21 protein-coding genes and 1 pseudogene are annotated in these 21,967 nt (G+C 62.6%); 7 read left to right on the plus strand and 15 right to left on the minus strand.

Annotated features, from left to right (window positions below; translation table 11 throughout):
* From virB10 to J4O76_RS19070, 4 genes and pseudogenes are all read left to right on the plus strand, one after another.
* A complete protein-coding gene (virB10, locus tag J4O76_RS19055; RefSeq protein WP_426283637.1) occupies nt 1-1,287 on the plus strand; it encodes a type IV secretion system protein VirB10 in 1,287 nt (428 codons plus the stop codon).
* Nucleotides 1,288-1,291: 4 nt separating this feature from the next.
* A complete protein-coding gene (virB11, locus tag J4O76_RS19060) occupies nt 1,292-2,314 on the plus strand; it encodes a P-type DNA transfer ATPase VirB11 (RefSeq protein ID WP_426283638.1) in 1,023 nt (340 codons plus the stop codon).
* 12 nt (nt 2,315-2,326) lie between these two features.
* Entirely contained in the window at nt 2,327-4,255 is a 1,929-nt protein-coding gene (locus J4O76_RS19065) for a type IV secretory system conjugative DNA transfer family protein (protein WP_426283639.1), read from the plus strand.
* Between the two features lie 622 nt (nt 4,256-4,877).
* Nucleotides 4,878-4,956, plus strand: a pseudogene (locus tag J4O76_RS19070).
* A gap of 55 nt (nt 4,957-5,011) precedes the next feature.
* Here J4O76_RS19070 and J4O76_RS19075 read toward each other — a convergent pair.
* From J4O76_RS19075 to J4O76_RS19090, 4 genes are all read right to left on the minus strand, one after another.
* Nucleotides 5,012-5,296 carry a BrnA antitoxin family protein gene (locus J4O76_RS19075; RefSeq protein WP_426283640.1) on the minus strand — a complete coding sequence of 95 codons (285 nt, stop codon included), beginning with the start codon at nt 5,294-5,296 and terminating at the stop codon, nt 5,012-5,014.
* A gap of 59 nt (nt 5,297-5,355) precedes the next feature.
* Nucleotides 5,356-5,550, minus strand: a complete 195-nt coding sequence (locus tag J4O76_RS19080) for a BrnT family toxin (RefSeq protein WP_426283641.1) — start codon at nt 5,548-5,550, stop codon at nt 5,356-5,358.
* A gap of 227 nt (nt 5,551-5,777) precedes the next feature.
* Nucleotides 5,778-6,725, minus strand: coding sequence for a zinc-dependent alcohol dehydrogenase family protein (locus J4O76_RS19085; RefSeq protein ID WP_426283643.1), 948 nt, complete (start codon nt 6,723-6,725; stop codon nt 5,778-5,780).
* A gap of 97 nt (nt 6,726-6,822) precedes the next feature.
* Nucleotides 6,823-7,590: an NADPH-dependent F420 reductase gene (locus J4O76_RS19090; protein ID WP_426283644.1), complete on the minus strand. Its 768-nt coding sequence runs from the start codon at nt 7,588-7,590 to the stop codon at nt 6,823-6,825.
* An 86-nt stretch (nt 7,591-7,676) separates the two neighbouring features.
* Here J4O76_RS19090 and J4O76_RS19095 point away from each other — a divergent pair, with 86 nt between their 5' ends.
* Complete coding sequence (locus tag J4O76_RS19095; RefSeq protein ID WP_426283645.1) at nt 7,677-8,063, plus strand: winged helix-turn-helix transcriptional regulator; 387 nt, start codon at nt 7,677-7,679, stop codon at nt 8,061-8,063.
* Between the two features lie 282 nt (nt 8,064-8,345).
* On the opposite strand, the gene J4O76_RS19100 is transcribed toward J4O76_RS19095, so the two are convergent.
* From J4O76_RS19100 to J4O76_RS19120, 5 genes are read right to left on the minus strand one after another with little or no spacing between them, the layout of a single operon-like run.
* Nucleotides 8,346-9,374, minus strand: a complete 1,029-nt coding sequence (locus tag J4O76_RS19100; RefSeq protein WP_426283646.1) for a c-type cytochrome — start codon at nt 9,372-9,374, stop codon at nt 8,346-8,348.
* The gene (locus J4O76_RS19105; protein ID WP_426283647.1) at nt 9,371-9,991 is read right to left on the minus strand and encodes a cytochrome c oxidase assembly protein; all 621 of its coding nucleotides are present in this window, start codon (nt 9,989-9,991) and stop codon (nt 9,371-9,373) included. Before J4O76_RS19105 ends, J4O76_RS19100 begins: the two co-directional genes overlap by 4 nt.
* Nucleotides 9,988-10,389: a hypothetical protein gene (locus tag J4O76_RS19110; RefSeq protein ID WP_426283648.1), complete on the minus strand. Its 402-nt coding sequence runs from the start codon at nt 10,387-10,389 to the stop codon at nt 9,988-9,990. The genes J4O76_RS19105 and J4O76_RS19110 overlap by 4 nt, the downstream gene beginning before the upstream one ends.
* Entirely contained in the window at nt 10,386-12,932 is a 2,547-nt protein-coding gene (ctaD, locus tag J4O76_RS19115) for a cytochrome c oxidase subunit I (RefSeq protein ID WP_426283649.1), read from the minus strand. Before ctaD ends, J4O76_RS19110 begins: the two co-directional genes overlap by 4 nt.
* Nucleotides 12,929-13,897 carry a cytochrome c oxidase subunit II gene (locus J4O76_RS19120; protein WP_426283779.1) on the minus strand — a complete coding sequence of 323 codons (969 nt, stop codon included), beginning with the start codon at nt 13,895-13,897 and terminating at the stop codon, nt 12,929-12,931. The genes ctaD and J4O76_RS19120 overlap by 4 nt, the downstream gene beginning before the upstream one ends.
* Before the next feature lie 430 nt (nt 13,898-14,327).
* Here J4O76_RS19120 and J4O76_RS19125 point away from each other — a divergent pair, with 430 nt between their 5' ends.
* Nucleotides 14,328-14,528, plus strand: coding sequence for a DUF3606 domain-containing protein (locus J4O76_RS19125; protein WP_426283650.1), 201 nt, complete (start codon nt 14,328-14,330; stop codon nt 14,526-14,528).
* A 137-nt stretch (nt 14,529-14,665) separates the two neighbouring features.
* Here the strand turns inward: J4O76_RS19125 and xth are convergent, their stop codons facing one another.
* The 6 genes from xth to J4O76_RS19155 form a co-directional block, all read right to left on the minus strand.
* Entirely contained in the window at nt 14,666-15,463 is a 798-nt protein-coding gene (gene xth / locus J4O76_RS19130) for an exodeoxyribonuclease III (RefSeq protein WP_426283651.1), read from the minus strand.
* Between the two features lie 25 nt (nt 15,464-15,488).
* Nucleotides 15,489-17,981, minus strand: coding sequence for a DNA ligase D (gene ligD / locus J4O76_RS19135; protein WP_426283652.1), 2,493 nt, complete (start codon nt 17,979-17,981; stop codon nt 15,489-15,491).
* Entirely contained in the window at nt 17,978-19,015 is a 1,038-nt protein-coding gene (locus tag J4O76_RS19140) for an ATP-dependent DNA ligase (RefSeq protein WP_426283653.1), read from the minus strand. Before J4O76_RS19140 ends, ligD begins: the two co-directional genes overlap by 4 nt.
* Nucleotides 19,016-19,306: 291 nt before the next feature.
* A complete protein-coding gene (locus J4O76_RS19145) occupies nt 19,307-19,573 on the minus strand; it encodes a hypothetical protein (RefSeq protein ID WP_426283654.1) in 267 nt (88 codons plus the stop codon).
* Between the two features lie 66 nt (nt 19,574-19,639).
* Nucleotides 19,640-20,155: a ferritin-like domain-containing protein gene (locus J4O76_RS19150; RefSeq protein WP_426283655.1), complete on the minus strand. Its 516-nt coding sequence runs from the start codon at nt 20,153-20,155 to the stop codon at nt 19,640-19,642.
* Nucleotides 20,156-20,262: 107 nt separating this feature from the next.
* Nucleotides 20,263-20,754, minus strand: a complete 492-nt coding sequence (locus tag J4O76_RS19155) for a nucleoside deaminase (RefSeq protein ID WP_426283656.1) — start codon at nt 20,752-20,754, stop codon at nt 20,263-20,265.
* Between the two features lie 380 nt (nt 20,755-21,134).
* Here J4O76_RS19155 and J4O76_RS19160 point away from each other — a divergent pair, with 380 nt between their 5' ends.
* A complete protein-coding gene (locus tag J4O76_RS19160) occupies nt 21,135-21,914 on the plus strand; it encodes a SirB1 family protein (RefSeq protein ID WP_426283657.1) in 780 nt (259 codons plus the stop codon).
* The last annotated feature ends 53 nt before the right edge of the window (nt 21,915-21,967 follow it).

The following is a 21,967-nucleotide window of genomic DNA, read 5'->3' on the forward strand; positions in this document are numbered from 1 at the left end:
ATGGTCGGCACCGTCATTGACCGGGGCGGCGACGTCGCTGCGGATACCGTCCCTTCGAGCGACATCGATAGCCCGGTCGCACGCAGTGGCGGGTGGGGCAACATCGCCTTGATCGGCGCCGGGGTCGGTCTCCTCGGCACGATGGGTGGCCTCATGATCGGCTATAGCGCGTTCCACCAGTCCGCCAGCACGGCGTCGGCAGCTCAGCCCGCTAAGGCCAGCGAGCGATCTGTGGACGATGTGATGGGCTCTGCGAACGCGCAGCGGGCGGCGTTGGCGGGCCAGCTTGGCCAACCTAACGCTGTACAGACTGACGTGTTCGGGCGACCGATCACGCCAGCGGCCGGCACCCAGGTTGCGGATGCGAACGCGAACCCCGTCTCGGCAACCACCACCGCGTCAAACGGGCAGCAGTCGCCCGCGCAGCGACGGGCCGAGCAAGCGCGCGCGATGGCGGATGCGGCGCGGCGATCGCCGATCATGGCCTTCGGCAATACCGGCACGGCATCGGCCGTGCCTGGCGCGGGGATGGAAGAGCAGCAAGGGGGGCCCCAAGGCGATGGGTCGCGTGGCGGGCAATCCACGGTTGCGCGACAAGGGTTCGGCGCAAGCGGGTTCGGGCCGTCGGGTGACGATGCGCCGACTGCGCCGGCCAAGGGCGCGACCGATTTCAACGACCAGCTCAGCCACTCCGCGATCCAGACCGTGCGTGCTACCATGGTCGCCGACCGAAACCTGCTGCTGAGCGCGGGTACAGTGATCCCCTGCACGCTTCAGACCGCGATCAATTCGACGCAGGCCGGGTTCGTGTCGTGCGTCATCAATCACGACGTCTATTCCGAGAACGGTCGCATCATCCTCATCGACAAGGGGACCAAGGTGCTTGGGCAGTATTCGGGCGGCATCACGCAGGGGCAGGCACGCCTGTTCGTGCTGTGGACCCGCGCTCTGACCCCCCGTGGTGTTGCGATCGATCTCGGTTCGCCCGCGGCCGACAGTCTCGGCCGCGCAGGGCTTCCGGGCGGTGTCGATACGCAGTTCTGGGCGCGGTTCGGCGTTGGGCTCGTCATCTCGGTGCTGGAGGATGCCTCGCAGATCGTCGGTCGAGCCCTTGCCAATGAGGGTAGCAACACGACGCAGGTTCCGGGGCAAACCGGGCAAACGGTGCTTCAGAATACGATGAACATCAAACCGATCCTGAAGAAGAACCAGGGCGACACCGCTGCGATCTTCGTCGCCAAGGACTTCGATTTCCGCTCGGTCTATGACGTGGGGCTGAGGCGCTAAGCCGATGGCATCCAGCCCTACGTCGCTCATCTACGAGCATAATGCCGAGCCGATCCGACGGCATCTTCTTCGCGACGACGTGACCGAACTGGTTATCAACGAGCCCGGGGTGATCGGTCTCGAGACGTGCAACGGGTGGGAGTGGCATGACGAGCCGGCGCTCGACAACGCCGCTCTCATGACGCTGGCCAAACTGATCGCCGGCTTGACCAAGCAGGACATCAACTCCGAATATCCGGTCTGCTCCTCGGTCCTGCCCGGGGGCGAACGCGCGCAGGTCGTCGTTCCTCCGGCCGTCGAGCAAGGTTTCATCTCGATCACGATCCGCAAGGCGTCGGGCGTGACCATGAACATCGATGATTTCGAAAGTGCCGGTCTATTCAGCGAGGTCCGCGCACACGGGCTCTACGGAGATGTCGATGCCGATCTGCTGCGCCTGCGCGAAGCGGGCGACTGGCGCGGCTTTTTCAAGCTTGCGGTCGAGGCGCGCAAGAACATCCTGATTTCCGGCGCTACCGGCTCGGGCAAGACGAGTTTCTCGAAAGGGCTCATCAAGCTAATCCCCGACTATGAGCGGATCCTGACGATCGAGGATACGCGCGAGCTGGTCGTGCCGCAGCGCAATCACGTCCACATGATGTACGCCAAGGACGGCAAAAGCCTCCAGAAGGCCGGCGCCAAGGAGTTGCTGGAGTCGGCGCTGCGGATGCGGCCCGATCGCATCCTCCTGCAGGAGCTGCGCGATGGCACGGCGTTCTTCTACCTGCGCAACGTCAACAGCGGCCATCCCGGCTCGATCACGACTGTCCACGCCAACACAGCCGAGGGCGCGTTCGAGCAGCTGACCCTGCTGGTCAAGGAGTCGGAGGGCGGCAACGATCTCGACCGCCACGACATCCGGTCGCTGCTGCGCTCGCTGATCGATATCGTCGTGCAGATGCACCGGCTGCCGCCTGGTGAGGGTCAGCCGGCACGCTATCGCATGACGGAAGTTTGGTTCGATCCAGCGAGCAAGCCGAACGAGTAGGGAGACTATGGCGTGAGCGGTAAATGGATGCGGAGCAACGAGGGGTCGCAGCCGGCAGCGATCGCGTTTTTGGCCCTGATTGGGTTGGTGATGAGCGCGGCGATCGGCGCGGTCACCGTCCTGTTCAAGGCGCACTTGCTCAATGCACATACGCCGTGGCGCAAGGTGCCCGCCGCGCTTTGGGCGCTAAAAGGATATCCGATTGTCTATCAGCCGTTCCTGATCGGCTTCGGGGTCGGCATGGTTCTGACCGTCATCATCATCATCTCGACGTTGTTCACGCGACAGAAGCTGCATGGCGAAGCACGCTGGGCGCGCATCAACGAGGTCAAGAAGGGCCTGCTGCTCTCCCAGACCGGCATCGTGCTGGGCAAATTCAATGGCAAAGTGATGCGCTTTGGTGGTCCCGAGCATGTCATGCTCGAGGCACCGACCCGCGCCGGCAAGGGTGTCGGCGTCATCATCCCCAATCTGCTCGACTGGCCGGACTCGCTGGTCGTGCTCGACATCAAGCAGGAGAATTACGAGAATACCGCCGGCTACCGGAAGGAGGTCCTTCGGCAAATCGTGCTGCTGTTCAATCCGCTCGATACGAGTGGCCGCACCGTGCGGTGGAATCCGCTGGGCTACATCAACCGGCGAGATCCGGTCGAGGTCATCAACGAGCTGCAGAAGATCGCGGCGATGCTCTACCCCGATCCGCTGACTGGCGAGACGTTCTGGGCCGAGGGCGCGCGCACCGCGTTCCTCGGCGTCACAGCGTATATCGCCGCAACCGTCGACGATGGGGAGAACGCCCTCCCCTTCACGCTCGGCGAGGTTTATCGCCAGTTCGCGGCTGTCGATGCACAGCGCCGTTTCCCCAAGATCATCGCGGCGCGCGAGAAGGCTGGTAAGCCGCTCTCGACCGCGTGCGTCTCGGCGATCCAGGATTACACCGGCTCGTCGGCAAACACCTTCTCCGGCCTGCGTCAGTCCGTCACGTCGAAGATCAATGCCTGGCTGAACCCGTATGTCGATGCGGCGACGTCAGAGAGCGATTTCGATCTGAGCGAGTTCCGCGACAAGCGGATCTCGCTTTACCTCGGCGTCTCGCCGGACGATCTGGAGCGGGTTGCGCCGATCTACGGCCTGCTTTTCCAGCAGCTCATCGACCGCAACGTCCGCGAGTTGCCGAAGGAGGGCGTCCACCAGGTCAAGGTGCTGCTCGCACTCGACGAGTTCGCCAGCCTCGGCAAATGCACCGTGCTGGCGAACGCCTTCAGCTATGTTGCTGGCTACGGATTGCGGATGCTGCCAGCGTTTCAGTCGCTCGAGCAGATCCAGGGCGTCTATGGCGACAAGGTGGCGGCCGACATCGAGCGCAACTGCGCGGTACGGCTCGTGCTGCGTCCGGCTGCCTTGTCCGAGGCGAAGAAGATCTCTGACCAGCTCGGCAGTTACACATACAAGGCGCGGTCGCGCTCGATGGGCACCTGGGGTGGCGGAGGTGGGTCGACGTCCGAGTCCGATCAGCGCCGGCCGCTGATGCTCCCACAGGAAGTCGAGCTGCTGCCGGAAAACGATCTGATCGTTTTCCGGCGCGGCATGTACGCGACCTACGGCAAGAAGGTCCGCTATTACGCGGAGAAGCACCTGATCGAGCGGACAAAGATTCCGGCGCCGCAGATGCCCCCGATCCGCGTCGACCCCGCGATCGCGGCGAATAGCTTGCGCGTGATCGAGGCGACGCAGGCCGCGGATGACGCTGCCGCTGCCGCTGCCGCAACGACGGCAGGCACGCCGTCTGCCTCCGAGGCTGCCAGCCCGACCGGAAGCCAGGTGAAGAAAGGGCGGAGATTGAACCGAGCGGCGATCAGCGACTGTCTTGCTGTTCCGCCAAAGCAGCAGGTCCGCAAGCTCTTCGACGGTGTTTGCACGGTCGGAGAGAAAGCTGCGTAACTCGGGGTGTAGATATCATCGCTAATTGGCACGGTCTGTCAGAGCTATTTGTCACCTGTCTCGGCCTTACCGCCCTTTGGAAAATGACGATAAAAGGTGGAGACATATCGATCACAAAGGTGTCACCGCCGATCCGGCTCGCATAAAATTGTTCGTCGATATTGCTGATGGCGGAGAAGGTGTCGGTCGCGGGGCGGGCGCATCGAATTCCGGTGCATGTCGTCCGTCGCGCCTGGTTCCGGCGCGATCTACCAAACGGGCCGGTTGCCGGCGTCGAACAGGAACATCTCTCGCCCCCAGATTTCGCGGTGAATGACATCCCTCGTCGGATACGCTTCGAATAGAACCAGACGCCCCGAGCCTGGCACGGGTAAGATCATGCCGATAAGGTAAGACTGCACAGCCTAATCCGATATTCTTGTTCCACACACCACAATACGAGGCAGCGGTTAATTCCTGAAACTCGATCCTATTTCGAGAATCAAAGCTGGCACGGGCTGCGTTGCAAAAGGGGTCCCTTTTGCGACGGCAGGGGCACCCAAACATAGCCATTCCCCCAGCGAACCGCGCCACCCGAAACCGGACATTGCTTAATGACGGGATTTTCCCGAACTTGGTGCGTGCCAGCGTGACGGAATTGGTAGACGTATCGCTACAGCGATCTCGGCGACGGGTGCGGGTTCGATCCCCTGCCGTTGGCAACTCTGCCACATATCAGTCGGCAGTGGGAGCGGCTAAGCAGCGGTATGGATAGCGTCAGGCCTGCGCTTCGCTCTCTACAACGTAGCGGCGCAGCACGCGGTTAATTTCGGTCTGGTAGCCGCGATCATGGGCGTGCTCCTTGAACCAGCTCACGATATCGGCATCGAGCCGGAGCGTGACGGGCTTTTTGATAGGGCGATACAGACCTGGCCGGCGGGCATGCTTCCACGCTTCGGCCGATGCTTCGGGGATATCGATGGTGTCGATCTGATCGTCCGGCAGAGCTGCGAGCCGATCGAGCTGATCCTGTAACTCGGGACTAAGCGCTTTCTTGCTCATAGCGTTTCCTTTCGTGTGCCGTTGCTTTTCGGGCGCTGATGATCCGGACCCGGTCTTCGTTATCCGGTTGCGGATGGCTGTGAACGACCACCAGGACGACAACAGCACTGATCATGCCGATAGCGTGCCAGCTGCTCGCCGCCTTCCATGCGATCAGGAAGGACCACGTAGAGCGGATCGCTCCAAACCTCGCGCGCCAGCTCGAAAGAGACCCCGTGCTTGGCGAGATTCGATGCGGCCTTCCATCGTCCCACTCAAAATCCACCGCCGCTTCTGTATTTACGGATGTGTATGTACACTATGCTGTTTTTCGCAAGCGAGCAGCGGCAGTTACGCCCTCAAACTGTCGTTCGCTGAGCGAATACCTAAAGCCGGAAGCTGCCGTTCGTTCAGCTCGGACGCTGCGGTGCAGTCGTAGTCGTTAGACTGCCACACCCATTTCATATCGGAAGAACCCTGAGGGGGCTCTCCCGATAGCGGATCAGACAGTCACGACGATCTTGCCGATCTGCTCGTTGGACTCGAGGAAGCGGGTCGCTTCCTGAATCTGGTCGAACGGGAATGTCCGCGACACCAGCGGGTCTAGTTTGCCGCTTTCCAGACCCTTGGTGATGAATGCCTTGGCTCGCGCCAGCGCTTCATCATCGCCGACAATTTCGGTGTACAGGTAGCCCTTGATCGTCAGGCTTTTGCCCAGCACCGCGAACTGCGGAAACGGCCCGTCGTCTGGGCTGAGGGCGCCATATTCCAGCAGGATGCCGCCCACAGCCATTACCTCGGCGAATTGGGCGATAGCAGGGCCGCCGATCGGATCGAACACTACGCGAGCGCCCTTGCCGCCGGTGATCTCGTTCACACGCGCGGCCAAATCGCCATCGGCGGTGGCGATCACATGATGCGCACCGGCATCAGTCAGCGCCTGCGCCTTGGCGTTCGTACGAGTGGTCGCAATCACTGTCGCCCCGACGCTGCGAGCGACCTGGATCGCCGCGATGCCGACGCTGCTCGATGCGGCTGACACGATGACGAAGTCCTCTGCGGTGACCTTCGCCTGATCGATAAGCGCACCCCAGGCGGTGACATACTGCATCCAGGAGGCGGCTGCCTTCTCGAACGAGAGGGCGGCGGGGTGCTTGACGACGTAGCGCGCCGGGATGTTGATGATCTCGCCATAGGTCGACCAGCGCGACATATCGAGCGTTGGGATGACGCTCACGGCGTCGCCATTCGCAAAGCCTGACACGTCGCTGCCGGTGGTCTTGACCAACCCTGCGGCCTCGTACCCGAGCCGCGAGGGGAACTCCGCTTCCTGAAGGTAAGCGCCGTTGCGGAACATTACCTCTGCGCGGTTCAAGCCGATCGCTCTGACGGCAATCTGCACCTCATCGGCGGTAGGTGCAGGAACCTCGATGTCGTCGATGCGCAGCACGTCTGCGGGGCCGTATTCGTGAAAGCGTACAACGCGGGTCATGGTCTGATCCTCTGGTAGATGGATGGCTATTGGAATGAAGCGGTTCGGCCGGCGTTCACATATTGATGGCGCGGACGAGGCGGACGCCCCAGTCCTCGTCAGGGTTCGTGGTTCCGTCACCCAAGCGCTCCTGCATCACCGCGACCGCTAGGTCCCGGCGCTTGGGGAGCCTGTCCTTCTCCGCAACGTCGAGAGCCGCAGGAATCTCGGCGAGGGTCAGGTCCGTGCAGTAGACTGGCGCGCCAGCCTGCTGACGCCAGGATTCCGCAAGTAAGCCGGCATCAAACGCATCAAGGCCAGTATCGCTCACCAGTTCCATCGTGATCCGCCGATCGCGCTCACGGTCCGCTGCAACGGGAATGGCTATCCGGTCCGATGTCCCTGCCGGCTTGCCCTTCTTGGCAAGAGAGGCGGAGCCGATCGCATTCCATGCCTTTGCGATCGGGCGGCAAAGTTGCTCAGCCACCCACAGGCTTTCCACCTGTCCGTCTTCGATCGCCTGGATCTTGGAGTCCCGGAACGGGTAATAGTTGGAGGTGTCGATCACGACCGTCTCCTCAGGCAGGCGAGCCACCAACGGTGCAATTGCGGCAATACGGTTGAGAGGTATCGAGAGGATGACGACCTCAACGTCGGTCAGCGCATCCTCCGTCGTCACGGCACGGGCGCCGGCTGACAGGAGCTCGGGATCGATCGTCCCGGGCCCGCGAGAGTTGGCCACCTTCACCTCATGGCCCGCCTCGCTCAACCTCGTGACGAGTGTCTTGCCGATATGCCCTGTCCCAAGAATGCCGATCTTCATGTGTCGTTCCTCTGCGATCATTGCGTCGCACCGGGAATTATGGTCAGGTACCAGAACTGACAAGAACCTACTGATAGGTGGGTAACTCACCAAAAGGTAAGTGACACATGCAGCGTGACTGGCAATGCGAGGACCCACAGCAGCAGCTCGTGTGGGCCGCCGCGACGAGCGAGGCCCTCCGCGTCCTGGAGGGCAAGTGGAAGATGGTGATCATCTTCCAACTGTTTGCCGCACGAGCGCCTTTGCGCTTCTCCGAGCTGGAACGTCGTGTCGAAGGCGTGAATCAGAAAATGCTGATTCAACAGCTAAAAGAACTGGAGAAGGACGGGATCGTCACCCGGACGATCTATCCTCAAGTTCCGCCCAGGGTCGAATATGCGCTGAGTGAAATCGGCTTGGCGCTTGGGCCGTCGATCGAAGCGCTAATCGATTGGACGTTCATGCGACGTGAGGCCGAGACGTCGGCTAATTCGGGAGAACAAGGGTCGGTGTAGCTTAGACGGCTGCTAATTCGATTGAAGCCCCAAAAGCGGATGGCCGCTTTCCTCTCCCATCACGACATTCGCGAGAGGATAGCCGCCCTCCGAAATCGGTCATTCGCAAAGATGATCCAGCGTCTGAAGTTGGGAAGCGAGGGGATGGGCGTGAGCGGCCGGTTGTGGGTCTGCATTAAGATCGCCGCTAGGGATCGAGCACTAAACTATGATCGCGGGCATGCTTAAGCACGAAGCTTGAGCCTTTCGTTCAAGAGTCGGCGGCATCGCCTGTGCGGTAATTCAGCGGCCCGCCAGATACTGGGCCAGCGGATCGATCATATCCTCGGGGATGCGGCGGGCGATGACCGGCATCGTCGATTGCGATTTGCGGGCGTCGACCACCGTCTCGTCGCCGCGCCAGTTGCGGAGGCGTTGGGCGATGTAGCTGGCGCGTTGGCCGGCGAGGACGGGGTAGGGCTTGCCGGGAGAATGGCAGCTCGAGCACGCGGGGAGCTGCACCTTCGGCAGCCCTTCGCGGTCGATCCGGGCGGCCGCGGTCGATCCCGATGGCGTTGCGCGGCCGACTCCCGGCAACACCGCGAAGTGATCCGCGAGGCGCGTCATGTCCCCGGGCGTCAGCGTCGTGGCGGCGTTCGCCATCACCGCGCTCTGCCGCTTTCCGGTCGCATAGGCTTCCAGCGCCGCGCGGAGATACGCGGGACTCTGCCCACCGAGGACGGGCATGTCGGGTTGGCCGCGGCCACGTCCGTCGGCGCCGTGACAGCCTGCGCAGGTGGCGATCTTGGCATCGGTGACGCCCGGCACTTCGGTCAGCGAGCGATAGGTCGCGGGCGACATCTCGGGCAGCAGGCGGACGAAGGCGACCATGCGGCGGACTTCGTCGTCGCGGTCCTTGGCGGCCCAGCCGGGCATGCCGGTATATTTGACGCCGTGCTTAAGGATCCAGAAGATCTGCTTGTCAGTCCACTCGCGCGCGTTGACCGCGAGGTTAGGGGCAGGGGGCGTCGCGGCCTGCATTACAGGCAGCGGACGGACGCCAGGCGCGCCGTGGCACGAGGCGCAGCTTGCCTTGAACAGGCCGGCGGCGCTGACGAGCCCCTCTTTTGCCTTGGGATCGTCGGGGGCGGTGACCGCAGCGTAGGTGCGGACCGAGTTGCGCATCGTCCAGTGGAGGAACCAGTCGGTGATCTTCCAATGGCCCGACGACGCGGCGATATTGAACACGCCCGACCAGGCGAACAATAGCCCGGCGAGTGCCAGTGCAAGAATCGCGGCAGCGGCGCGCGCCCAGGTGATCCGGATCGTCATGCGGTCGCGCTCCGTGTCTTCAACAGTCCGCCGAGCATTGCGAGCCCGCCGATGAAATAGCTCGCCGCGCCGACCATCAGCATGACGACACCGCCGAGTTGCTGGTCTTCGAGTGCGTCGAGGCCGTGTGTTGCCGGGTGCGTCGCCATCATCGCGTAGAGCGGTCGCGGGGCGAGGCCGATCAGCGCTCCGAGCAGGGTCATGTGCATCGATGTCAGCAGCAATGCGGCAACGCCTGACGCGCGACGGTCGGTGGCGCCGCCAATGCGCGTCCCGAGCACTGCGCTCCACAGGAGGACGCCGGCAATGAGGAAGCTCACTTGCTCGATCAGCAAGGCAAGCGGCTGCATGTCGACGCGGAGCCTCAGCGCGGGGAGGTGCCAGAGCCATACGACGACGAGTTCGACGAGCGACATCGCGAGCGGGGTAACGATTGCAGGCCAACGCTCGGCTGGGTCGAAGCGGCTCCCGGCGATCCCGTAGGCGAGGAACGGCGCCGCGACCGCGACTGCGATCATGTGCCCTGCCATGTGGCCGACCATTCCGAGCGGTGCTGCTGCGAAGGCCCAGCCGAGTGGGACTAGCGCGGCGCCAAGCGCAAGGCTTGCGCGTCTCATCGGCAGTCGCCAAACATAATGACCGGTAAGGCCGTGAAGATCACCGCGACGAAGCTTAGTCCCGCCAGCAACCGCGTCGACAGCGCGAGGAAGCGGAGGCGGTCGATCGCTGTCCCCTGTTCGTGCGGGGCCGGATCGCCGGGCGTCTCTGACTGGACGCGAGCGATATAACCAGCCGCAACGATCCCGAGCAGCGCAACGATCGTCGCGATCAGCGTGGCCAGCGGGAAGCCGGTCAACGCCGTTCCCGGAGTCGGGGATTTCGCGCAGGTCACCGCGACCCACAGATAGCAGAACAGGAAATGCACGGCCCAGATCGTCGGCGGGACGATCAGCGTCCACAGCGTCACCTTCAGGTCGCGAGCCCAGTGCTTCCGGTCAGATTTGGGCTCTGTCATGCGACACCCGGGAACAGGCCGATCGTGCAGAACGTCACGATCCCGGTCAGCGCGAGGAAGTGATGGTACACGGTGATGTTGCGCAGGTCCGCGTCATAGACCGGCGTCATCTTGCCTGCGAGGCTGCGCGCGAAGGTGTAGGCCTGCATGATGACCCCGATCGCGGCGTGCACCGCGGTCCAGATCGCCAGCGTCCAGACGATCGCGGGATAGACGTGGAGTTCGGGATCGAGCCCCGAATACCACGGCCCGGCGAGCCCGGCGAACAGGCTCGACAGCGTCGCGACGATCCCGACGACCAGCAGCGCGCGTCCCGCACCAACGTTGCCGCGGCGATGCACTTCGCGCGCGCCGACGGTTGCGGCCCAGCCGGTCAGCGTCAGCGCCAACGCGACCATCGGCCAGAATACGCCCGGCCCGTTCAGCCCTGTGCCGCTCGGCGGGAAATCGTTGTGGATCGTCCAGAAGAAGAAATAGCCGAACACCAGCCCCGAGAACGCGGTCGCGTCGGCCATCATCGTGATGAACATCGCCCACCAGCCCGGTGCCGATGGCCCCGACGTGTAGAGCGGCACCTCGATGCCGTGACCGATATGCTTGGTAGGCTTTTCGGGGATCTCGGCGGTCCCGGTCCACAGCCACCACAGCACGCAGGCGAGCGTCGCGACGCCGCTGACCGCCGACCAGATGTAGAGATGGTACGTCGTCAGGATGAATACGCCGGCGAGCGCGACCGCGGTCATCATCGGCTTCACGCTCGGCGTACCGAGGCGGATCACCTGCAACGGGCGCGCGTCGAGCACGGTCGTGATGATCGACTCGCGCCGCATCTCCTCCGCGTCGGGCAGGAAGAAGCGCCCCTCGTCGACTTTCTGGACGAAGTTCTTCTGGTCCCAGATCGGATAGCGGCTCTCGATCAGCGGCACCGAGCGGATACCCCAATCCTCGTCGTCGGGCAGTGCGAGCCATTCAAGCGTCCCGGCATTCCACGGATTGCGCGGGGCCTTTGGGCGACGCGGCGACAGCGCGAGGTCGATGCAGACGATCAGCACGCCAGCTGCGAACATGTACGAACCCGCGGTCGAGGCGAGGTTGAGGCCGCCGATCCCGAGTTCCTCTGGGTACGTGAACACGCGCCGCGGCATGCCGAGCAGCCCCGACAGATGCATCGGGAAGAAGGTCAGGTTCATGCCCACGAACATGATCCAGAACGCGATCCGCCCGAGCTTGTCGCTGAGCTTCTTTCCCGTCACCAGCGGCCAGTAATAATACAGCCCAGCGAACAACGGCAGCAGCGTGCCGCCGATCAGCACGTAATGCAGATGCGCGACGATGAAATAGGTGTCGTGCGCCTGCCAGTCGAACGGCGCGACCGCGACCATCACGCCGGTCAGCCCGCCGATCACGAATACGGCGAGACTGCCCGATGCGTACAGCAGCGGCGTCGATTTTTTGACATTGCCCGCCCAGAGCGTCGCGATGAACACGAAGATCTGCACGCCGGTCGGGATCGCGACGGCTTCCGAGGCGGCTGCAAAAAACGCGAGGCTGATCTTCGGCAGGCCGGTCGTGAACATGTGGTGGACCCACAGCCCGAAGCTTAGGAACGCGGTGCCGACCGCGGCCAGCACGATCCACGGATAGCCGAGCAGATGGCGTTGCGCGAAGGTCGGGATCAGCATCGCGAACAGCGCGATCGACGGCAGGAAGACGATGTAGACTTCCGGATGCCCGAAGATCCAGAACAGGTGCTGCCACAACAGCGGATCGCCGCCCTTCTCCGCGTTGAAGAACGGCCAGTTCAGCAGCCGCTCCATCTCGAACAGCACGTCGCCGGCGATCAAAGGCGGAAACGCGAACAGGATCATCACCGCGACGACCAGGATGTACCAGGCATAGAGCGGCATCAGGTTGAGCCGCATGCCCGGCGGGCGGCATTTCAGCACGCCGACGATCAGTTCGACCGCGGCCGCCACCGACGACACCTCGATGAAGCTCAGCCCCAGCATCCAGATGTCCGCGCCGAGCCCGCTCAGGTCGGTCCGCGTCGTCAGCGGCGGATACATGAACCAGCCGCCATCGGGTGCCGCGTCGAAGAAGATCGAGCCCGACACGAACACGCCGCCGATCAGGAAGCTCCAATAGCCGAACCCCGACAGCCGCGGAAACGGCAGGTCGCGCGCGCCGAGCAGCTGCGGCAGCAGGATGATCGACACCGCCTCGAACATCGGCACCGCGAACAGGAACATCATCATCGAGCCGTGCAGCGTGAACAGCTGGTTGAACGTGTTCGCCGTCACCAGGTCATTGTTCGGCACCGCCAGCTGCGTGCGCATGATCAGCGCGAGCACGCCCGCGAAGAGCATGAACCCGAATGCCGTCAGCGTATACCACACGCCGATCCGGTTGTTGTTGACGTCGGTCCAGCGGAAGAACCAGCCGGTCGGCGGCTTCCACACTTCACGCAGACGATCTTCCTGGCCCTTGCGGACCGCGGGATCATTCTGGTCGGGCGCGGTATATTGGGTGCTCTCGGTGGTCATTTGAGCCCCTGAAGGTAGCTTGCGATCTGGTCGGCTTCGGCGGCCGACATCTGCGGAAAGGCGGGCATCCGCACGCCGGGCTTGGTCTTGCCGGGATCGCGCACGAATCCAGCGATGTTGGCGTGCGTCATCGGCAGCACGCCCGCGGCGAGCGTCGGGCGCGACCCAAAGTGTGTGAGATCGGGGCCGATCTTCGCGACCGGTCCGATGCCGCGGACGCTGTGGCAGCCGCTACAGCCGTAACTCGCGAACAGGCGCGCGCCGGGCGACGCGGTGACGATAGCGGGCTTGCGCTGCTCGGCGAGCCAGCGCTCGAACGCGGTCGGCTCCATCGCGATCACGTCGAACGCCATCAGCGCGTGGCCGAGCCCGCAGAACTCCGCGCAGACGCCGCGGTACGTCCCCGCTTTGGTCGCGCGAACGACGAGACGGTTGGTGCGGCCGGGGATCATGTCCATCTTGCCCGCCAAGCCCGGGACCCAGAAGCTGTGGATGACGTCGGGGCTGCGGAGCAACAGCTCGACCGTGCGGCCGACGGGCAGGCGGAGTTCGTTCGCGGTCTCGACCACCGATCCGCCCGGCGGCGCATAGCGGACGCGCCACCAGAATTGCTCGCCCTCGACGCCGATACGCAGGTCGCCGTTGGCCACCTCGCGTGGTCGCATTGCGGGGAGGGAGTAGAGCAACAGGCCCAGCAGCAGGATCGAAGGCCCGATGCCGCCGAGCCAAAGCACCAGCTTCATCCCGCCCTTGTGCGTCAGCCGACCTTCCGGCGCGCGCATCGCGTGGCGCATCAGCAACGCGAGCCCGCCCGCCAGAATGATTGCGCCGATGACCAGAACGATCGTGATCGAGAGGACCTTGTCCGCCTCCTCGCCGAACGGAGCGAGCGTCGACTGGTGCCGGTTGCATGCCGCCATCAGCGGCAGGCACGCGCCCACGGAAAGAAAAATAGCCTTCCGCATCATCACCTTGCTACCCTTTAGAATGGCGTCCCCTAAACAGGCTGGCAGGGCTGCGTAAACCCAAAATGACAGAAATGTCATGTGGGGATGTCAACCGGAGCGGATCATGTAGGCATGCCCGACCTAGACGTTCGGTTCGTGCCGCCGGAGTAGCCGAGCAAAAAAGGTCTGTTGGCGATAGTCCGTCCGGCTTTCAGCTAGGCGCCAGACTCTCACCGCCGAACTGCAACATTAGACCGTCTCCGCGCGAGCGCTCCGCTCACCCATGTATGGTACATTGGCGTGAGGTTTATCTACAAGCCTTTGACGCTGATCTAATCAGTTTCCAAAATGTCTGATCGAACGACGGCTGCCCTTGCTTGTGTGACGATCCATACGGAAACTACGGCAAACCTAAGCGTTCAGCATCAGGATTGTTTGGAGACATACAATGGCAGACGACAAGAGCAAGACCGACGGCCGTGATCGGAGTCGTGTCTCGGGAAGCGAACCTTACGAGGTCGAGTATTTTTCGCAAAAGCATGGGCTTAGCGCGCAACAGGCACGTGACCTGATCGCCGAGGTTGGCAACGACCGCGAGAAGCTCGACGCGGCAGCAGGAAAGCTAATTGGTGAGCGCGGCAAAGCCTAAGAGCTTCTGCTCGGCGCTTCCGCGCCAACCTGAATTACATCGAACAACGACTACGCTTGTAGGCCACGGCAGTGCCCAAAGCCTGTCGGCAGACTTTTCTTCAATTCACAGTTAAGTCTCTCCCGTCGTTCGGCCAATCAGGAGGCGGAACGCTTCCGTCGGACGGCCTTCAGTTTGATCCAGACGGGGGCGTGGTCGCTGGTCTTCTCCCACCCTCTGACGTGATGATCGACCTGCGCGTCCGTCAGTCGCGCGGCTGCAGGGGCGTTCAGGAGAAGATGATCGAGCCTTAGCCCGGCATTGCGACCATACGCGTTCCTGAAATAGTCCCAGAACGTGTAGATCGTTTCGTCGCGATGCTTTGCCCGTAGCGCATCCAGCCAACCCTGATCGATCAAACGAAAGAACGCGGCTCGGACTTCTGGCGCAAACAACGCGTCCTTGATCCATCGTTCCGGCTTGTAGACGTCCATCTCGGTCGGCATCACATTGTAGTCGCCGGCCAGCACGACCGGCGCATCGGTGTCGAACAGCGTGGCCGCATGAGCAATCAGGCGCTCCATCCAGGCGAGCTTGTAATCGAATTTTGGACCCGGCCTCGGATTGCCATTGGGTAGATAGAAGCCTGCGACTAGAACGCCGCCAACGGCCGCTTCGAGATAGCGGCTCTGAACGTCGTCCGGGTCGCCCGGCAACCCCCGTCGGGTCTCAACGGGCTCTGCGCCACGGGCGAGAATGGCGACGCCGTTCCAACTCTTCTGACCCTGCCAGATCGCGCCATAACCCGCCGCCTCGACCGCGCTCAAAGGGAACTTCTCGTCCGGCGCTTTCAGTTCCTGCAGGCAGACGACATCGGGCTGAGACTCATCCAGCCAGCGCAGAAGCACCGGCAGGCGACCGTTGATGCCATTCACGTTGTAGGTTGCGATCTTCATCAAGGCACCAAGCGAACAGAGACGATCATAGGTCAGGCAAAATTTGGTCAGCGCGTCCCCAACCGACGAGATCCTTTGACGCCGCGCGTTTCAACAGCGCACCCGCATCGCCGATATGCCAGCCCGATGCGCGGTCGAGTTTAGCGAGCTCTTTCCACGTGATAGGCACGGCAACGGGTGCGCCCTCGCGAGCACGAGCACTATACGGCATGACAGCCGTCGCCCCGCGCTGATTGCGCAGATAGTCGATGAAGATGCGTCCGGTTCGCTTGGCTTTGGCGAGGGCTGCGGTAAATCGCTCGGGTTCGGACTGCGCCAGGACGAGTGCCAAGCGGTGTGCGAAATCCTTCACGGCCGGCCACTCGGCTTGCGGTGTTAGCGGCGCGATGACGTGAATGCCCTTTCCGCCCGTCACCATCGGAAAGGTCTCCAGGCCCATCTGAGCCAACACGTCGCGAACATGAAGGGCCGCGGAAATGACATCCTTGAAATCGAGGCCTTCATCAGGATCGAGATCGAACACCAGCCGGTCGGCCTTCTCGACGTCCTCGATCCGCGCACCCCAGCCGTGGAACTCGATCGTACCCATCTGGACGCAGGTGACGAGACCCTCGGCATCGTCAACGAACAAATAGGGTTCGTCATGTCCGTCCTTCTCGGCGATCCCGACATGGTGGACATGATCGCCGAAGCTGCCGGCGTCATGCTTTTGGAAAAAGCACTTCTTCCCTCGGCCCTGCGGACAGCGGACCAGGCTTATCGGGCGACTTCCGCACCAAGGCAGCATGATGCCGGACACAGCCTGGTAATAGTCGGCGAGCTGGCCTTTCGTGATTGCGGACTCGGGAAAGATCACCCGTTCCCGGTTCGTCACTCGGACGACGGACGGCTCGGGTGCCTCGAGCTTGGCAACGGGCGCAGGCTTCTCGACGACGACCGCCTCGGGTTTCTTGTCCTGACGCAAACCCAGATAGCTGGAGTGGCGCAACACCCCGTCGCTCGTGACTTCCATGAACGCTACTTCCGCGACCAGCTGCGGCATGATCCAGCGTGCGTCGCGTACGGCTGCGCGGGGTGCGGTGACGGTTGGCTTCGTGACGGCCAGCGGCGTCATCAGATTCATCAGCTTGTCGATCTCCTCGCCCGTATACCCTGTTCCGACCTTGCCGGCATAGCGGAGATGACCGTCCTCGTTGACGCCCAAGAGGAGCGACTTGAACCCTCGCTGCTTGTCGGACGGCAACCAGCCGACGATGACGAACTCCTGTCTCTGGATGCACTTCGTCTTCAGCCAGCTGCCGGACCGCGAGCCGACATAGCGCGCGTCCGCGCGCTTCGAGATGACACCCTCGAGACCTTCGGCGCAAAACGTCTCGAACAGCTCCTCGCCGCGTCCGACGATGTGGTCCGAGTAGCGGATCCGGTCGGTGCCGCCCGCAAGCAGCGACGCAAGCTTCGCCTTTCGCTCCGATAGCGGTTGCCCGGTCAGATCCTCACCGTCGAGTTCGAGCAGGTCAAACGCGTAATACAGGATCGCGTCCGGGTTTCCTTTCAGCGCAGCCTGCAACGCCTGGAAGTTGGTCTTGCCGTCGGCATCGACGACCACTGCCTCACCATCGATGAGAGCAGACGACGCCTCCAGATCCGCGGCGTCGGCAACGATGCCGGCAAACTTCTCCGTCCAGTCCAGTCCGGACCGGGTATAGGCACGCCCCGTACCGCCACCGACCGCCACCAGTGTTCGATACCCGTCATATTTCATTTCGTGCAGCCAGGCGTTGCCGGCGGGCACATGATCGACAAGCGTCGCGAGCTGGACAGGTTGGAATGGTGGGGGTGAGCCTGCCTTCTTACGGCTTGTCGCTCGTGGTTTTGGAGCTTTCGTCGCAGGCTTTGCGGCAGCCGTTGCGGGCGCACCTGACTTGCCTCGCTTGCCTGCGGCAATCTCTTCCATAGTCAGGCCGCTGACGACCCCGGTGAGATGTGTTCCGACAAGATCGTCCGATCCACCGACCTCATCGTCGGTAACCTTGCGCAGGATCCAGTTCTCGCCTTTTTCCTTCCCACGGGGCTTTAGCCTGAAGAGCATCCATTCGCCTTTGAGGCGATGTCCATGCAGGAAGAAGTGGAGATGTCCCTCAGGCAGCGTCTTGCTCGGGTCCTTGCCAGCGAGCGGCTCCCACGTTCCTGTGTCCCACAGCATCATGGTCCCGCCGCCATATTCCGACTTCGGGATCGTGCCCTCGAACGTGGCGTACTCGACCGGATGATCCTCCGTGCGGACTGCGAGCCGTTTGTCGTCGGGATTGATGCTGGGTCCTCGCGTGACGGCCCAGCTCTTGAGAACGCCATCGAGTTCGAGCCGCAAGTCATAGTGCAGGCGAGACGCGGCATGCTTCTGTACAACGAAGCGGTTGCCCCCTGCTTTGGCGATCCTGCCCTCAGGTTCGGCGGTTTTGGCGAAATCCCGCTTTTCCCGGTATTTCGCCAAGGGATCGCTGGAGGAGGAATCGGTCATGACGCTATGCCCAATTCAGCAGGGCGAAGCTCATGCTCCAGCTGATCCATGGTGCACGCCTCAGGTGCCTTGTCGGGACGCCAGCGCAGGATGCGCGTACCGTGCCGGAATCGATCACCAGTCACCTGATCGTACAGGACTTCGACGACGAGCTCTGGCCGCAAGGGGACCCACTCGCTCTCACGACCGTCGTTCCAGCGGCTGGGGCCGCCGGGAGCTTTACCGGTGAAGCCCGGGGCTTCGACTAACGGCTCGAGCTTTGCGGTAAGCGCCGTGCGGTCGGCCGCGGCGATACCTGACGTGAAGCCGACATGATTAAGCCTGCCGCTATCATCGTAAAGCCCGAGAAGGAGCGATGCCACCTCGCTACCCTCCTTCACGCGTCTGAAGCCGCCTACGACGCAATCCGCGCTGCGATGCTGCTTTACCTTCAGCATGGCGCGTTCCCCGCTGCGGTAAGGCTCGTCGAGCCGTTTCGCGACGACGCCGTCCAACGCCCCGCCGCTCGTCGCCAACCAGGCCGTAGCGTCGTCGATCTCGTCGCTACAGGGTGAGAGCAGAAGACCAGGCCGAGCGTGTCGGGCATGGAACGTCTCCAACGCTTTCCGGCGAGCCGAGAGCGGCGCGCTGCTGAAGTCGGTATCATCGACGCTAAGGCAATCGAATAGCATCAGCTGCGCAGGCGTCTCTTTCGCCAAGCGATCTATCCGGCTTTGCGCCGGATGCAGCCGTGCCTGAAGCGCATCGAACGAGAGGATGTCCGCGATGGGTAGGATGATCTCGCCGTCGAGCACGAAACGCGCCTGCGGGACCGATGCGACAAGCGCGACTATCTCGGGAAAGTAGCGACCGAGCGGTTTTCCCGATTTGGACAGGATGTCGACGGCCTCGCCATCACGGAAGACCAGTGCTCTGAAACCGTCCCATTTGGGCTCATATTGCCAGCCCGGTTCGACCGGCAGCTCATTGACGAGCTTGGCTTCCATTGGCGAAGGCCGGTCTGCGACCATCAGTTCTGGTCCGGGGCGCAGCACGCACAGTGTTTGGGAGCCAGTCGTTTTGCCTTTGCTGCCTCGCGACGTCGTTCCTGCCGACTTGGCAGCGGAGCAACGCCAACCGAACTGGGAAAACCGTTAAGCGCAATCGATTTGATCACGGCATCTTTGAACATAAGATCACTCCAGACGGCTTCCAGTTATAAAGCCCCCCAGTCGCCATCTGTTCCTGCTACTCCGACGCGGGGATCGGTGGTCCTGATCAGAACAGCAAACCTGTGCCCCCTGCCCCTGACAAGGGACGTAATCGCTGGCCTGGTAGGGGTGGATTCAATGCTCGTTGGAGTGCCGGTCTTCGACCGGCGTGTAGTAACGCGCTATATCCGCTTCGGTGAGCGCATGACCGCTCGATTCTTCGACGAGCGCGGCAATTTCGCCATCGCTCCTGCCGGCGTCGCGCAGCTGCTCGATCTCGTCGCTCACCATGTTGATGAAGGCGGGCACCGGGAACCGTTCCTCGCCCAGGCCTAGCGCATCGCGCATGTGCTTTTGCGCACGCAAGGCTTCGGGAAGCGTGAATGCGATATCGTCGGCCATCGAACGTGCCTTTCATGAAAAGCTGGAAAATGGTCGGGGGGCATCGGCCCCCCGACACTGAAACGCTTATGCGGTAACTGCTTCCGCCTTTGCGTTCACGCTCGACGTTGCCATCACCGTCAGCTTGTCGTCGGTCGCATATTCCTCGTCGAGCGTCTCTTTCAGGATCGCTGCGATATCGGCGCGGCCGAGCTGGTTCGCCCAGGCGATCAGCGTGCCGTACCGCGTGATCTCGTAATGCTCGACCGCCTGTGCCGACGCGATCAGCGCAGCGTCGAGCACGGCCTTGTCCTCGATCTCGCCAGCGACTTCGTTGGCTTCCTTGATGATGCCGTCGATCGCCGGACAGGTCACTGCCTTTGCCTTCTCGCCGAGCAGGTCGAAGATGCTCTCGAGGCGTGTGATCTGCCCTTCCGTCTCACGCAGATGGGTTTCGAAACCCTGCTTCAGGGCTGGTGCCGTCGCCTTGTCGACCATCTTCGGCAAGGCCTTGGTGATCTGGTTTTCTGCGTAATATACGTCCTGCAGCTGATGCAGGAACAGGTCGTCGAACGTCACGATGTCTTTGGAAAACAGGCCCATGATAGTGTCCTCGCTGAGCGGATAGCCGCGAAGCAAACTGCTCCGGCACCGCCGCAACGCGCTGCCTCCGGGGTAAGTTTCGTTCGGTTTATCGCAGCCTCAGCGGGCTATAGATTTGCCTGCTCGTCGACTGGCAGCTCGTCGTCGGGACCATAATAGAGCTTGGCGCAGTCGTCGCGAAGGCACCCTCCCTCGATGACGATGTCATCGCGGTAGGCGTCGCCGATGAATGCCAGCGTGTCGACATGCTGCGCCTCGAAATACATCTCGTGGACATCATCGCGGCCCGCCCCGTAAACGACGCGGCCGACCTTGGACCAGATCGACGCCATCGTGCACATGCCGCAGGGCTGCAGCGTGGAGTAGAGCGTCGCACCGCGCAGTTCCAATTCCCCGGTGCTTTCACACGCCCGTCGGATTGCCATCATCTCCGCATGCGCGGTCGCGTCCGGCAATTCCTTCGTCTGGTTGCGCTCGCCCGCGATAACCTTGCCGTCGAGAACGATCACACACCCCAGCGGCGAGGTCGAAGGATCGGAACCCTTCGATCGTGCGATCGCGATCGCTTTGCGCATCCAGCGTTCGTCATCCTGCGTCATTGTCTCGGCTCCCTGTTACGGTCGCACAACGCGTAGCGTGCACAATGGATCGTTCGGCGCAGTCGTAGTTGCTTGCCGAGGATAGCCGAACGCTACCGTTCCTTGCTGCGGGTTGCGAAGACAGGCTCTCAGACGGTCATCTTGCAGGGTCATAGGTTTTTGCAGACGGAATATCGTTATACGATCCGCGCACCCAGGTATCGATGTCTGCCGGATCCAGAATCGTGATGATGGCTTTCGGGTGGATCGGCGCACCAGCATGTTGGGATCGCACGTGACGCGGGGTCCGCCGGGCCGCTTACCCGAACGTTGCCATAGAAACGATCGAAGCAGCCCCCATCTAACGGCTCATGACCAATAGCATTCTTCATCTCGGGCTGATGGAAGACGGCGAAATCGAGCTTGATCTGGCCGCCCTGGAACTCGCAGTGCTCGATCATCCCGGTATCGATCTTGATGACTATCTCGACGAGCTCACGGACATGGAAATAGCCCTGCGCGCTGCTGACGGCGACGCAGTGAGCAGCGCTGCTCAGGCTCAGGCCCTGAGCAGCGTGATGGTTGAAGAGTTCGGGTTTTCCGGCGACCGCGTACACTATGACGATCCGCAGAATGCGGACCTGATCGCGGTCGTCGATCGCAGGCTCGGCCTGCCGATCAGCCTTTCGATCCTCTATGTGGCGATGGCACGACGTCTCGGATGGTCGGCAATGCCGCTCAATACCCCCGGCCACGTCCTGGTCCGCCTTGGCGACGCGTCGGATGCGCTGATCATCGATCCTTTCAACGATGGTCGCATCGTTGCCCCTGAACAGGTGGAAGCCTTGTTGGAGCAGATGACCGGCCAGGCCCGGTTTTCCGACGGAATGCTTCCCCTGTCGAACCGATCGGCGCTCGTCCGCCTGCTGCTCAACCAGGCGACCCGTGCCGAGCAGGCTGGCGATCCCGCGCGCGCGCTGGTCCTGTACGACCGCATGACGATCGTGGCGCCTACGCATGCCCATGGTTGGTGGGAGCGCGCCAGACTTCAACTGGTCGCAGGTGATGTGGCCGGCGCCCGCAGCAGCCTTAGCGCGATGCTGGAGATCACCCGGGACGACGATCTGCGCCTGCAGGTATCCGCAGCGCTCGATGCCCTTCCCCGGCCAACGCCGTCATGAATATTGCGGTGGATCGACCCTTGCCGTGATGCCTTATCCTAAGCGCGTCCATC

It is taken from the genome of Sphingomonas sp. NFX23 (assembly GCF_049887795.1).
GTDB lineage: Bacteria > Pseudomonadota > Alphaproteobacteria > Sphingomonadales > Sphingomonadaceae > Sphingomonas.